At 61.7% G+C, this 13772-nt stretch carries 12 protein-coding genes; 6 read left to right on the top strand and 6 right to left on the bottom strand.

From position 1 onward, the window contains the following. Positions 1–8: 8 nt before the first annotated feature. The gene (gene parC / locus JET17_RS23955) at positions 9–2267 is read left to right on the top strand and encodes a DNA topoisomerase IV subunit A (protein WP_012316496.1); all 2259 of its coding nucleotides are present in this window, start codon (positions 9–11) and stop codon (positions 2265–2267) included. A gap of 175 nt (positions 2268–2442) precedes the next feature. Next, positions 2443–3153: a PqiC family protein gene (locus JET17_RS23950; protein WP_012316495.1), complete on the top strand. Its 711-nt coding sequence runs from the start codon at positions 2443–2445 to the stop codon at positions 3151–3153. Positions 3154–3226: 73 nt separating this feature from the next. Here JET17_RS23950 and JET17_RS23945 read toward each other — a convergent pair whose 3' ends face one another. After that, positions 3227–4693, bottom strand: coding sequence for an AhpA/YtjB family protein (locus tag JET17_RS23945; RefSeq protein ID WP_012316494.1), 1467 nt, complete (start codon positions 4691–4693; stop codon positions 3227–3229). A gap of 134 nt (positions 4694–4827) precedes the next feature. Here JET17_RS23945 and serB point away from each other — a divergent pair, with 134 nt between their 5' ends. Further along, positions 4828–6042 carry a phosphoserine phosphatase SerB gene (gene serB / locus JET17_RS23940; protein ID WP_012316493.1) on the top strand — a complete coding sequence of 405 codons (1215 nt, stop codon included), beginning with the start codon at positions 4828–4830 and terminating at the stop codon, positions 6040–6042. Between the two features lie 69 nt (positions 6043–6111). Here serB and asd read toward each other — a convergent pair whose 3' ends face one another. The 3 genes from asd to JET17_RS23925 are packed head-to-tail and all read right to left on the bottom strand — an operon-like array spanning position 6112 to position 9374. Next, complete coding sequence (asd, locus tag JET17_RS23935; RefSeq protein ID WP_012316492.1) at positions 6112–6975, bottom strand: archaetidylserine decarboxylase; 864 nt, start codon at positions 6973–6975, stop codon at positions 6112–6114. Between the two features lie 9 nt (positions 6976–6984). Further along, complete coding sequence (locus JET17_RS23930; RefSeq protein ID WP_012316491.1) at positions 6985–7794, bottom strand: rhodanese-like domain-containing protein; 810 nt, start codon at positions 7792–7794, stop codon at positions 6985–6987. 44 nt (positions 7795–7838) lie between these two features. Then, positions 7839–9374, bottom strand: a complete 1536-nt coding sequence (locus JET17_RS23925; RefSeq protein WP_012316490.1) for an HDOD domain-containing protein — start codon at positions 9372–9374, stop codon at positions 7839–7841. A gap of 130 nt (positions 9375–9504) precedes the next feature. Here JET17_RS23925 and motA point away from each other — a divergent pair, with 130 nt between their 5' ends. Then, entirely contained in the window at positions 9505–10356 is an 852-nt protein-coding gene (gene motA / locus JET17_RS23920) for a flagellar motor stator protein MotA (protein ID WP_012316489.1), read from the top strand. 3 nt (positions 10357–10359) lie between these two features. Beyond that, positions 10360–11379 carry a flagellar motor protein MotB gene (gene motB / locus JET17_RS23915; protein WP_012316488.1) on the top strand — a complete coding sequence of 340 codons (1020 nt, stop codon included), beginning with the start codon at positions 10360–10362 and terminating at the stop codon, positions 11377–11379. A 29-nt stretch (positions 11380–11408) separates the two neighbouring features. On the opposite strand, the gene JET17_RS23910 is transcribed toward motB, so the two are convergent. Together JET17_RS23910 and rsgA are read right to left on the bottom strand one after the other, a co-directional pair. Then, positions 11409–11888 carry a hypothetical protein gene (locus tag JET17_RS23910; protein ID WP_012316487.1) on the bottom strand — a complete coding sequence of 160 codons (480 nt, stop codon included), beginning with the start codon at positions 11886–11888 and terminating at the stop codon, positions 11409–11411. 114 nt (positions 11889–12002) lie between these two features. Then, positions 12003–13034, bottom strand: a complete 1032-nt coding sequence (rsgA, locus tag JET17_RS23905) for a small ribosomal subunit biogenesis GTPase RsgA (RefSeq protein ID WP_012316486.1) — start codon at positions 13032–13034, stop codon at positions 12003–12005. Between the two features lie 160 nt (positions 13035–13194). On the opposite strand from rsgA, the gene orn reads away from it, so the two are divergent. Beyond that, a complete protein-coding gene (orn, locus tag JET17_RS23900) occupies positions 13195–13737 on the top strand; it encodes an oligoribonuclease (protein WP_012316485.1) in 543 nt (180 codons plus the stop codon). The last annotated feature ends 35 nt before the right edge of the window (positions 13738–13772 follow it).

The following is a 13772-nucleotide window of genomic DNA, read 5'->3' as shown; positions in this document are numbered from 1 at the left end:
AGGCCCGCATGAGCGACTCACTGGAACTCAGCCTCGACGGCGTTGAACGCCGTTCGCTGGCTGACTTCACCGAACAGGCCTACCTCAACTATTCCATGTACGTGATCATGGACCGGGCCTTGCCGCACATCGGCGACGGCCTCAAGCCTGTGCAACGACGCATCGTCTATGCCATGAGCGAGTTGGGGCTCGACGCCGATGCCAAGCACAAGAAGTCGGCGCGTACCGTCGGCGACGTGCTCGGTAAATTCCACCCCCACGGCGATTCGGCCTGCTACGAAGCCATGGTGCTGATGGCGCAGCCGTTCAGCTACCGCTACACGCTGGTCGATGGCCAGGGTAACTGGGGTGCGCCGGACGATCCGAAGTCGTTCGCGGCGATGCGTTACACCGAAGCGCGCCTGTCGCGCTACTCCGAGGTGCTGCTCAGTGAGCTGGGCCAGGGTACCGTGGACTGGGTGCCCAACTTCGACGGTACCCTGCAGGAGCCTGCAGTATTGCCGGCACGGCTGCCGAACATCCTGCTAAACGGCACCACCGGTATTGCCGTCGGCATGGCCACCGACGTGCCGCCACATAACCTGCGCGAAGTGGCCAGTGCCTGTGTGCGCCTGCTCGACGAGCCCAAGGCCACCCTTGAGCAACTGTGTGAACACATCCAGGGGCCCGACTACCCGACCGAAGCCGAAATCATCACGCCGCGTGCCGAGATCCTCAAGATCTACGAAAGCGGCCGCGGTTCGATCCGTATGCGCGCCGTATACCGGGTCGAGGACGGCGACATTGTCGTCACTGCGTTGCCACACCAGGTCTCCGGGGCCAAGGTGCTCGAGCAGATCGCCGCGCAGATGCAGGCGAAGAAGCTGCCGATGGTCGCTGACCTTCGTGACGAGTCGGACCATGAAAACCCCTGCCGTATCGTGATCATCCCGCGCTCTAACCGCGTAGATGCCGATGAACTGATGCAGCACCTGTTCGCCACTACCGAGCTGGAAAGCAGCTACCGGGTCAACGTCAACATCATCGGCCTGGATGGCCGGCCGCAGCTCAAGAACCTGCGAGCTTTGCTCCTGGAGTGGCTGCAGTACCGTATCGGTACCGTTCGTCGCCGCCTGCAGCATCGCCTGGAGAAGGTCGAGAGGCGCCTGCACCTGTTGGAAGGCTTGCTCACTGCATTCCTCAACCTCGATGAAGTCATACACATCATCCGTACCGAGGAGCATCCCAAGCAGGCATTGATAGCTCGTTTCGACCTCACCGAAATCCAGGCCGACTACATCCTCGAGACGCGCTTGCGCCAGCTGGCCCGTCTGGAGGAGATGAAAATCCGCGGTGAGCAGGACGAATTGCTCAAGGAGCAGGCCAAGCTGCTGGCCCTGCTCGGCAGCGATGCCAAGCTACGCAAGCTGGTGCGCAGCGAACTGATCAAGGATGCGGAGACTTACGGCGACGACCGCCGGTCGCCGATCGTCGCACGCGCCGAAGCCAAGGCGCTTTCGGAAAACGAGTTGATGCCGACTGAGCCTGTCACCGTAGTGCTGTCGGAAAAAGGCTGGGTGCGTTGCGCCAAAGGCCACGATATCGATGCAACCGGCCTGTCGTACAAGGCGGGGGATGGCTTCAAGGCTGCAGCAGCGGGGCGTTCCAACCAGTTTGCCGTGCTCATCGACTCCACCGGGCGCAGCTACTCGGTGGCTGCGCATACCTTGCCATCAGCGCGTGGTCAGGGCGAGCCGCTGACCGGTCGCCTGACGCCGCCGCCGGGCGCTACTTTCGAGTGCGTGCTGTTGCCGGACGATGATGCGCTGTACGTGGTGGCATCGGATGCCGGTTACGGCTTTGTAGTCAAAGGTGAGGATTTGCAGGCCAAGAACAAGGCCGGCAAGGGGCTGCTGAGTTTGCCTAACGGCGCCAAGGTCATTAGCCCGCGCCCGGTGGCCAACCGTGAGCAGGACTGGCTGGCGGCAGTGACCACCGAAGGTCGCTTGCTGGTGTTCAAGGTCGCTGACCTGCCACAGCTGGGCAAAGGCAAGGGCAACAAGATCATCGGTGTGCCCGGTGATCGTGTCGCCAGCCGTGAAGAATATGTTACAGATCTTGCGGTAATCCCCGAGGGCGCGACCCTTGTATTGCAAGCTGGCAAGCGTACCCTGTCTTTGAAGCCGGATGACCTTGAGCATTACAAGGGCGAGCGCGGACGGCGGGGTAGCAAGCTGCCACGTGGGTTCCAGCGCGTTGACGGTTTGCAGGTGGAAGGTCCGGCGTAACCGGGTGAAATGCCTGGGGCGGCAATTTCAGCGCCGTTCCAGGCAGAAATGCTGGAGTCGGACCGACATTTCGCGGATGATAGTGCCCTTGTGGTGCCGGCGTGGCCGTGTGCCCGATTGAATCTATATCAGTATCAATGCGGTTAGCCTGGTGGCGACCGCCTGGATGGGATGAATGAAATTTCTGCGCCTTCCATTTGCGCTGTTGATGACGGGCCTGCTGGGGCTGGGCGGATGCAGCATGCATCAGCCGGTTGCCCTGTATCAGCTCGACAGCGGTGATCCTGGCCAGCCCTCGCAGAGTGCGGGCATGGCCGTGGTGCTCGGCCCAGTGTCGGTCGCCGATTACCTGCAGCGCGAAACCTTTTTGCAGCGCCAGGCTGATGGCAGCTTGAGTTCGGCGACGGATGGTCGTTGGGCCGGTAGCCTGTCGGCAGACATCGACCAACTGTTGGTGCGTCAGCTGGCCTGGCGCCTGGACAGCCAACGGGTGGTTCTGGCACCGGCCAGCAGTGGCTTCTCGCCTGACGTACAGGTCTTGCTGTCTATCACCCGTCTGGACTCGGGCAAGAACCAGCCAGCTATCCTCGACGCCCAATGGCGTTTACTGGACCGTCGCGGCAATGTGCGCGACAACCGTATCGTTCACCTCGAGCAGCCGCACGAAGGTAGCGAGTCGTCGCAGGTGCAGGCTCAGGGGCAGTTGTTGCAGAAGCTGGCAGAGCAGTTGAGCGCTGCCGTAAAACCCTTGGCCAACCAGCCAGCGATTGCTGAAGAGTCGCGCAAGAAACCTGCAGCACCGGTTCAGGTCAAGAAGACACCGGAGAAGTCGAAGATCCCCATGGCTTCGCCTATTCGGACCGATATGGAAGTTTATCGGTTCTGATGTTTGCCCCAGATACAGAAAAGCCCGCACATGTGCGGGCTTTTTTGTGGGTGTCAGAGCAGGGCGCTCGGTATCAGGCCCTGCGCTCGTGCATCCGCGCCAACTGTCGCTCCAGCATCGAGGGGTAAGGCTCCATCAAGCGCTCGACACAGCAGGCGCCTTCAGGGCTGGCAATCGGACGAATCCGCGCACGCTGGCGAATCAGCGAGTCATCACTGATCTGCCGCTCCACCAGCAGCAGGTTACGGCTGTGCTGGGAGAGAGCCAGGGCGTCCTGGGCTTTTTCGGTCATTAGCAGGTCTACCTGTTCCAGCCCCTGCAGGTCATCACCCAAGGCCAGGCCCAGTTGCAGTTGCAAGGTGATGCCACTGTCGGCTACCTCGATCTGCAGGGCGTGGCCGAGTGCGCGCAGCAGCTCGCCGCAGCAGATTGCGTTAGTCAGGTAATCCTCGCCGCAGTCGCGGCTGTGGAACAGCACCAGAGTGCTACCGTCGTTGAGCGTGTGGGTCTCGCCATCGTACAGCGACGCGGCCTGCTCCAGGCAGTCGCGGTAGCGTTCCAGCAGCTCGGTCAGGCGGGTGCGTGGCAGCCGGCGCAGTTGCTCCTGCGAGCCCAGCTGAACGGCCAGCACCGCAGTGCTCTGCGGCTCGTCGGATTCGACTACGGCTGCCTTCGGCGCGCTTTCTTCATGGTCCAGCAGGCCGGCAAAGGCTTCATCGTCGTCTTCATCGTCTACTTGGGCGGCAGCCTTGGCCCGTGGCGCGGCTTTGACCGGCGCAGGGGCATCGTGCAGGTCGTCGAAGTCGTCTTCATCTTCGTATTCCTCCGGCTCCGGCTCTGGAGGCGGCGGTGGGGCCAGGCGGGCATGCAACTGACGGGCAATATCGCCGATCTCATCCTGACGATCGATTGCCGGGGTGTAGGGGTGCGGGTCACGCAGCCATACGCGCAGTTGTAGCAGCGGCAGGGTGATGTGGCGGCCTTGGCGCAGGCTCAGACTCAGTGCCAGGGCCAGCAGGATCGCGGCCAGGATGCCCATGCTCTGCAGGCTGATCAGCATCGGCTGTTGGAACTGGCTCATGTCCAGGCTGATGCGCAGCTGCCCGGCCGTTACGTCCTGGAAGGTGATCTTGGTCTGGTACAGGCCTTCGGCCTCACCCAGCAGGCTGTTGCGTGGGCGCTGCCCGGCTTCTGCCAGGATGCGGTTATCCACGCTATAGATAGCCGCGTGGGCCACCAGCGGGTTCTTCACCAAATTGCCCAGCAGCACGTTGAGGCTGAGGATGTCGTTGGACACCAGCAGCTCGGTCGCTGATGTGGCTGTCTGGGTGGTCAGGCTCTGGCCAAGGGCGTCAGCCTGCTCGTGCATGGCCTGCTTGAACTGCAGACCCATCACGCAGGCATAGATCACCAGCGCCAGCGCCACCAAGAAAATGTTGGTGCTGGCGATGCGCAGTGCCAGGGGAACGCGACGTTGGCGCAGGGCACGGAAGATCATGAGGAAGAAATTGTCTGGTTTGACGGGCGTGGGCCGGTTCACAGAGCGCGGCTCTTAATGGCATGAAAGTGCGCGCAGTATAGCGACCCGAGTTTTGTCGGCAAAGTATCGTTGGCGCCCGATGGTCACGGAAAATCGGTAGAATGCGCATTTTTCATCGAAGTCGGAGCCAGGTTGTGCGCGAAATCGTTCTGATCAACATCACCGGTGAGGACCGTCCGGGTCTCACTGCCGCCATCACCGGCGTCCTGCTCCAGGGCGGTGTGAACATTCTCGACATCGGCCTGGCTGTCATGCACGGCACCCTGTCGTTCGGCATTCTGGTCGATATTCCGGACAACGAAGTGGCCACCAGCCTGTTGCAGAGCGTGCAGTCCAAAGCCCATGAGCTGAACCTGCAGGCCCGCTACACGCCGATTTCCGAGTCTGACTACCAGCACTGGGCCGATGGCCAGGGCGAGGCCCGCTACATCGCTACGGTCCTCAGCCGCAAGATCACCCCGGAGCAACTGCAGCGTGTCAGCGCGGTCATCAGCGAGTACGGCCTGACCATCGAGCGTATTGAGCGTTTGTCTGCGCGTGTTGCGCTGGGCGCGCAGAGTGAAAAGGGCAAAGCTGCTCTGGAAATTTCCGTGCGCGGCGAGCCAAGCGATGCCCAGGCACTGCGTGCCGACTTCTTTGCATTGTCCGAAGCGCTGAATATCGATATCGCCTTCCAGAAGGATGATCTGTTCCGTCGCAACCGCCGCCTGGCAGTGTTTGACATGGATTCGACCCTGATCGAGGCCGAAGTCATCGACGAGCTGGCCAAGGCTGCAGGTGTCGGTGAGCAGGTGGCGGCGATAACCGAACGGGCAATGCGCGGCGAACTGGACTTTCGCGCCAGCTTCAAGGAGCGCATGGCGCTGCTTAAAGGCCTGGATGTTGGTGTGCTGGACCAGATCGGTGCTTCACTGCGCCTCACCGAAGGTGCCGAGAACCTGTTCGCCGAGCTCAAGCGTATGGGCTACAAAACCGCGATCCTCTCGGGTGGCTTCACCTATTTTGCCAAGCAGGTGCAGGCGCGCCTGGGCATCGATTATGTGTTCGCCAACGAGCTGGAAGTGGTTGATGGCAAGGTGACCGGCGTGGCAGTCGAGCCCATCGTCGATGCCCAGCGCAAGGCAGAGCTGCTGCAGCAGTTGGCGAGCGAAGAGGGCCTGCAACTGGAGCAGACCATTGCCGTAGGTGACGGTGCCAACGACCTGCCGATGCTGTCGCTGGCCGGCCTGGGCGTCGCCTTCCGCGCCAAGCCACTTGTGCGTCAGTCGGCCAAGCAGGCCATTTCGACCCTGGGGCTGGACGGCGTGCTCTATCTGCTGGGGCTGCGCGACCGCGACGCGCGGGGCTGACTCAAGCCTCGCTGACAAAAAGGCCCTGCATGACTTCAATCATGCAGGGCCTTTTTCATTTTTCCAGAATCAAGCCTGCACGGGAACTGCCAACAGCTCACCCATGCGCGTTGCCGAACCGGCACCCAGGGTTTCAGCCCACTTCACCTGCTCCGGCCCAAACAGCACGATAGCTGTGGAGCCCAGCTTGAAGCGGCCCAGTTCCGCACCCTTCTCCAGATGGATCGGCGCACGGCTGCCTTCGTCATAGCGGAAGGTCTTGAGTTCGCGTTTGGGCGGGGTAACCAGGCCGGCCCATACGGTCTCGATCGAGGCAACGATCATCGCCCCCACCAGCACGACGGCCATTGGCCCGCGCTCGGTGTCGAACAGACACACTACACGCTCGTTGCGGGCAAACAGCTCGGGGACGTTTTCTGCGGTGGTCTGGTTGACCGAGAACAGGCGACCCGGCACATAGACCATTTCGCGCAAGGTACCGGCCAGCGGCATGTGCACGCGATGGTAGTCCTTTGGCGACAGGTAGATGGTAGCGAACTCACCGCCCATGAACGGGGCGGCCAGCGCCGGGTCGCCGCCGAGCAGCTCCAGAGCGCTGAAACTGTGGCCCTTTGCCTGGAAGATGCGGCCGTGCTCGATCGGCCCCAGCTGGCTTACAGCGCCATCAGCCGGACAGAGGATTGCCCCCGGGGTTTCGTCGAGCGGGCGTGCATCTGGCTTGAGGGCACGGGTGAAGAATGCATTGAAGTGTTCGTAGGCGGTGAGGTCTTCGACCAGTGCCTCGTTCATGTTCACCTGGTAGCGCTTGGCGAACCAGGCGGTGAAGGCATTCTTGAACCAGCGTGCGCGGCACTCGGCGACGCAGCCGGCGAGCCGCGACAGCAGATGGTGCGGCAGCAGGTACTGGCTGATGATGAACAGACGGGATTTCATGCAGGTTCCTTAAACTTCTACAGGCGTGTCCGGATGGTTGCCCCATTCGCTCCACGAGCCGGCATAGGCCTTGACGCGTGGGTAGCCTAGGGCTTTGGCCACCAGGTAAGTAAAACCGGAGCGGCGGTGGGACTGGCAATGGGTGATCACCTCCTTGTCGGGGGTGATGCCCAGTTGCTGGAGGACTTGGGCGATGTCCTGGCGGATGCGCAGGTGGTCGTTGAGGTCCATGCCCGCCGTCCACTCGAAGTTGATCGCGCCGGGTATATGGCCACCTTTGGCTGCCAGGACCTTTTCACCGGAGAATTCTTGCGGGGCGCGGGCATCCCAGATCACCAGGTCATCGGCGCCCAGGCGGCTTTGCAGGTATTCGCGAGTGGCCGTCGGTTCGCTGTGCAATTGCAGGCGTACCGGTGCGGTGGCGGGCGCGGGTGCCTCCGTCGAGAGCTTGTCCGCCGGCCAGGCCTGGATGCCGCCATTGAGGTAATGGCAGGCCTTGTGGCCGATGACGTCGAGCAGCCAGATGAAGCGCCCGGCCCAGCCGCCACCCTCATCGTCGTACACCACGTAGACCGCATCATCCCGGTGGCCGAGTTCGCCGAACAGTTTTTCCAGGTCGCCAATAGCCGGCAAAAGCCCCGGCGCGGGCGGCAGGCCCAGTTGGGTGCGCTTGCCTTCGACAAAGCGGGCGCCCGGGATATGACCGCTGACATAGCGGTTGGCGCTGCTCAGGTCGACCAGGATCAGCTGGGGGGAAGCCAGGCGCGCAAGCAGGTCCGCAGGCTCGATCACCAGCGGTAGTCCGGCAAAATCAGTCATCCACGGTCTCCAGTGTGGAAAGAGGGGCGATTGTAGCGCAAGGGTCAGGCATTGCGGTTGGCAAACACCGCAAGGGCGCGCTCGATACATTGCGCGGTTTTGCCGAACGCCTGGACACTGACATCGGCCAGCGGTTTGCCGCCTTGGTCGGCCACCGCCAGCATCAGTACCTGGTTGTTGACTGCCAGCGAGCGCAGCAACAGGTGTTCGCTACGGAAGAACGCGCGCAATGGGGGTGGCAGCAGTGCCGCGAACTGGGCATGGTTGTCTGGCGACAGGCGCAACTGTGCAGCCTGCCCGACCAGTTTCTGCAACAGCTTGCTCTGCGTTACGGGCAAGGCGATTGCTGCAGCCTCCTTGGGCAAGCCGGCAGTCTGTTGTACGCGCAGGTAATCACTGGCCCTGTCCAGGGTCAGCAGCATGATGCGCTGCATGCCGCAGGCCAACAGTGCTTCGCGGGCCTGGGTAGCCAGATGCACGGCATTGGTGAACGGGCTGGGCTGTGCCAGCAGCTCCTGGCACAGCTTGCGCCAATGGCCGAGCGCCTCGCTGGAAGGCGGTGGTGGCGTCAGCATGTCCGGGTGCGGGCGACGCTGTTCCCAAGGCCAGATCAAGGCCTCGGCAGGGTGGAACAAGGCATGCTTGGCGTGCCGGCGGGCACTGGCGGCGGCCTGCTGGTGAACTTGCTGTTGCACGTCCTCCAGTGAGGTTTGCAGGTACAGTGCGGTGAGCAGTTGCCAGCGCAGCAGGTGCGGGTTGTCCCAGCCAACCTGTGCCGCAAGGGCCAGGTTGTTGGCCAGCAGCACGGTATTGGCCGGCTGGTTGAACCAGCGGCTCAGTGCCGGCGCCTCGTCCAGGCGGTGCTGTTGGCTGAGCAGGTCCTCGTCGCGTGCGATGCTCAGTATCTGCCCCAGCTGCTCACGCTCTTCGAGCAGCATGCGGTAACCCTGGGTTACCCATTGCGACAGGCGCCAGTGTTCAGCCATGGCTTGGCACAGTGCCAGGATGCGCACGCCAAACAGCTCGAGCTCGACCTCTTGCGCCTCTTCGCCCTTGTGGATAACCCGCAGTTCCCACGCATCCAGCAGCTTGGGGTAGGCCAGGGCCATCGGCCATAGTGGCGAAAGGAACAGCAGGCTACCCCAGTGAATTTCCTGCCACAGGCGCGCAAGGCGGCTGGCGAACAGGCCGCTGGCTTGCTGCGAAGCATGCTGGCTGATCAGCAGGAACTGCCGCAGTACCGGCGGTATGTCGTCGTCCGGCAGCGCTGGCAGGCGGGTAAGCAACTCCCTGCTGCGCGCCAGGCCCAGCCTGTTGAGGGCGATTTCCAGGCTTTCGGCGGGCTCTGCCTGGCTGGCGTTGGCGGGATGATTGGCCTCGCGCATCACCGACAGCACCAGGGCCGGGCTGTCCTGCATCAGTTCGGCGATATCGCGAAGCGAACGGCGGCTATCGTTGATAGCGCTCATGACCCGGTCGTAACTCTGCTTCGGCACCGGTACACGAATACCGTCAAGCAGCTTTACCCAGGCCTCTAGCGTACGCGGATTCTGAGTGGGCACCTTGGATTCCATTGGCATTTTGACATCAGTCCGAACTGGCTTTTCGCTTTGAGTGGCTATAGTCTGGCGCAGTTCTGCCGATAAGTAGAAGAAGAGTTTTAAAGCTCCCGTCCCTCATCCTGACCACGACAGCAAGTGCTTTGAACCTATGGCTAAAATTATCGGCATCATCGTCGTATTCGCGAGCGTGCTCGGCGGATATGTGCTCTCCCACGGCAAGATCGCGGCACTGATCCAGCCGTTCGAAGTGCTGATCATCGGCGGTGCAGCCTTTGGCGCCTTCATGCAGGCCAACCCCGGTTACATGACCATGCATGTAATCAAGAAGTCGCTGAAAATGTTCGGCACGCGCTTTACCCATACTTTCTACCTGGAAGTGCTGGGCCTGGTGTACGAAATCCTCAACAAGAGTCGTCGCGAAGGCATGATGGCGATCGAGAGCGATATCGAAGACGCCGCAGCCAGCCCGATCTTTGCCAAATACCCAGCGGTGCTGGGTGATGAACGCATGACTGCCTTCATCTGCGACTACCTGCGCATCATGTCCACCGGCAACATGGCACCCCACGAGCTCGAAGGCTTGTTCGACATGGAGCTGCTCAGCATGAAGGAAGAGCTCGAGCACCCGTCGCACGCGGTCAACGGCATTGCCGACGGCATGCCCGGTTTCGGTATCGTCGCTGCGGTACTGGGCATCGTGGTGACCATGGCGTCGCTGGGTGAAGGCGACCAGGCTTCGATCGGCCTGCACGTCGGCGCAGCTCTGGTCGGTACCTTCTTCGGTATCCTTGCAGCCTATGGTTTCTTCGGCCCGCTGGCCAAGTGCCTGGAGCACGATGCCAAGGAAGAGCTCAACCTTTATGAGTCGATCAAGGCTTCGCTGGTCGCTTCCGCCTCTGGCATGCCACCTTCGCTGGCCGTTGAATTCGGACGCAAGGTGCTTTATCCGAAGCATCGCCCGAGCTTTGCCGAGCTGGAACAAGCAGTTCGCGGTCGCTGAGTCATGGAAAACAATCAGCCGATAATCATCAAGCGCGTCAAGCGCTACGGTGGTGGCCACCATGGCGGCGCCTGGAAGATCGCTTTCGCTGACTTCGCCACGGCGATGATGGCGTTCTTCCTGGTGTTGTGGCTGCTGTCCACCGCCACGCCCGAGCAGAAGATCGCCATTGCCGGCTACTTCAAGGACCCGATCGGTTTCTCCGAGAGCGGTACGCCTTATGTGATCGACCTTGGCGGCTCGCCCCAGCTTGCGCCGGAAAAGACCATCAACCCGGAAGAGAAGTCCGAGCCTACGCCCGATACCAGCATCCAGTTGGACAAGGACCAGGTCGAGACCATGGCTGAACAGGTTGAGCGAGAACGCCTCGAACTGCTGTTGCAGGAGCTGCAGAACAAGGTCGAGGAAAACCCGCAGCTGCAGAAGTTCAAGGACCAGATTCTCTTCGAGATCACTCAGGACGGCTTGCGCATCCAGATCATGGATGCCGAGAACCGGCCGATGTTCGACATCGGTAGCGCCCGCCTGCAGCCGTATTTCGAGGACATTCTGCTGGCTATGGCCGACACCATCAAGGCGGTGCCGAACAAGATCAGTGTCAGTGGCCACACCGATGCCAAGCCTTATTCGGGCAGCAGCGAGTTCGGCAACTGGGAGCTGTCGGCCAATCGCGCCAATGCCGCACGGCGTGCGCTGGTTGCCGGTGGCTATCCGGATGACCAGGTCGCGCGGGTGGTGGGTTATGCCTCGTCTTCGCTGTTCGATCGCAAAGACCCGTTCAACCCGGTAAACCGCCGTATCGACATCATCGTCCTGACCAAGAAGGCCCAGCGCAACATTGAGGGTGAGCAGGGTACGTCGCCTGCACAGCCAAGCCAGCCAGCGCCGCCTGCCAGCGCGGCGCCTGATGCTTCGGCGGCACCTGCTGCGCAGGATGCACCGATGCAGCCGCGTGAACTGCGCCAGAAGCTGAACATCTTCGAGGAAGGCACCTTGAGGATGGACGAGCCCAACGACCAGTGACGCAGGGGGCGCCCAGCGGCCCCTATGCATCAGAACCCTCGCCGGATCTTGGCCTTCAGATCCGCATGAAAGAAGTCAGCATTGTCCCTGTCGGCACAGCTTCCGCGACCCGGCGGCAGCGTCATGGCACGGGTGAATGTGCACTCATCGTGATAGGCCCGCACAAACAGGTCGATGTGCCTGCGCTCACGCATTACCGGCCATCTGCCAAAACACTCAGGTAGAGTGCCGCCGTTTCTTTGATAAAAGCTTACACGTCGGCTGCTCATGACTGCAGCCCCCAGCAGCCAGGGTGTCCACCAGTCGGCGGCGGCCCATTCGGACAGAAGGCCAATCCAGTGGGTTGCATCGCTCATGTTTCGGCAGAAGCTGCCATACAGATCTTCGCGGGTCTGCCCTTGACAGTCGAACAGGACCAACTGCGCAGGAATGCTTTCGAGCAGCAGGCGTTCATTGAGGATAAAGGCGTCAAGCCGCTCTTCGTGGCGGTAAGTGATTAAAACCGGCATCGCGGTTGCCCTCCCTGATAGGAAGTCATGACCATCAGGGAAAGCTGCAGGCGGGGCAATAGATGACGGCAAAACCGGAAGAGTCCTACGCGCCCTGGTAATATTTCCTACTAATCAGTAGCTGTCTTCCGGCAGGCTGGCAATGATCGAGCGGTAGCTGTTCATGCGCTGCTGCTTTATACGGCCGTCTTCCAGTGCCTCGAGCAGCGCACAGCCTGGCTCGCGATCATGCTTGCAATCGCGAAAGCGGCAGGTGCCGAACAGGTCGCGGAACTCGATGAAGCCATCCTCCACATCATCACGACTGACATGGCCAAGGCCGAACTCTCGGATGCCTGGCGAGTCGATCAGGTCGCCGCCATTGGGGAAGTGGTAAAGGCGCGCGGTGGTGGTGGTGTGGGTGCCTTGGCCCGACCATTCGGACAGGTCACCGACCCGGGTGTCGGCAGCAGGCAGCAGGCTGTTGACCAGAGATGACTTGCCCACACCCGACTGCCCGACGAACACGCTGATATGGCCGTCCAGCATCTGCTGCAGGCGCTGCATGCCGTCACCATGGTGGGCGGAGACCTCCAGCAACGGGTAGCCTAGGTCGCGGTATACCTCGAGCAAGGCATGCAGGGCCGGGCCGTTCTCGTCGTTGATCAGGTCGGCTTTGTTCAGTAGCAGCAGTGGGCGGATGCCCGCGTGCTCGGCAGCGACCAGGTAACGGTCGATCAGATTCGGGTGCGGCTCGGGCGCTGGTGCGAAGACGATCACGATGAGGTCGACGTTGGCGGCAACCGGCTTGAGCTGACCGTGATTGTTGGGCCGGCACAGCTCGGTGCTGCGCGGCATCTGCGCGACGATTACGCCAATGCCCTGGTTGCCGGCACGCCAGACCACGCGGTCACCGGTGACCAGCGCCGGCAGGTTAGCGCGCAGGTGGCAGCGGAATACCTGGCCTGCAAACTCGCCGTCCTGGGCCTCCACCTCGACCTGCACACCGAAGTGAGCGATCACCAGACCCAGTTGCTCCGGCCCCAGGTCGCCACCTTCCAGCTCCTGCAGCGCATGCTGCTCGCGTTTGGCGGCGCGAGCGGCGCGTTCGTTCTGGATCTTTTCGATACGCCAGTTTTGGCGGCGATTGAGTTGGCGTTTGGCCATTATTGTTCCGTGCGAGTTGCGTGAGAGAGCCGTAGTGGGGCATTGAAAGCGGCAGGCAGTTTAGCACGACGGGTGGCGGACCATTCTGGTTACCTTTGCGCCGGGAATGCGCGGGGCTATGCCGCTAGGCTAATATGACGGCCTATACGAGGAGCCCTTCATGCAGAACCCACAGAACCTGATCTGGATCGATCTGGAAATGACCGGCCTGGATCCGGACAGCGACGTCATCATCGAGATGGCCACCATCGTCACCGACAGCGAGCTGAACACGCTGGCCGAAGGGCCGGTGATAGCCATCCACCACAGTGACGAAGTGCTGGCGCGCATGGATGAGTGGAATACCCGCACCCATGGTGGCTCGGGGCTGACCCAGCGTGTACGCGAAAGCAAGGTCAGCATGGCCGAGGCCGAAGCGCAGACCATCGCCTTCCTGGAACAATGGGTTCCCAAAGGCAAGTCGCCAATCTGTGGCAACAGCATCTGCCAGGACCGCCGCTTCCTCTATCGCCATATGCGCAGCCTGGAAAACTACTTCCACTACCGCAACCTTGATGTCTCCACCGTGAAGGAGCTTGCTGCGCGCTGGGCACCGGACGTGCGGGACAGCTTCAAGAAGGGCAGCACCCACTTGGCGCTGGACGATATCCGCGAGTCTATCGCCGAACTGCGCCACTACCGTACGCACTTCATCAAGGTGTGAGTCGAACAAGGGCGCATAGAATGTGCGTGCGCCCT

Source organism: Pseudomonas putida (genome assembly GCF_016406145.1).
GTDB lineage: Bacteria > Pseudomonadota > Gammaproteobacteria > Pseudomonadales > Pseudomonadaceae > Aquipseudomonas > Aquipseudomonas putida_E.
This window is presented reverse-complemented; position numbering and strand designations above follow the sequence as displayed.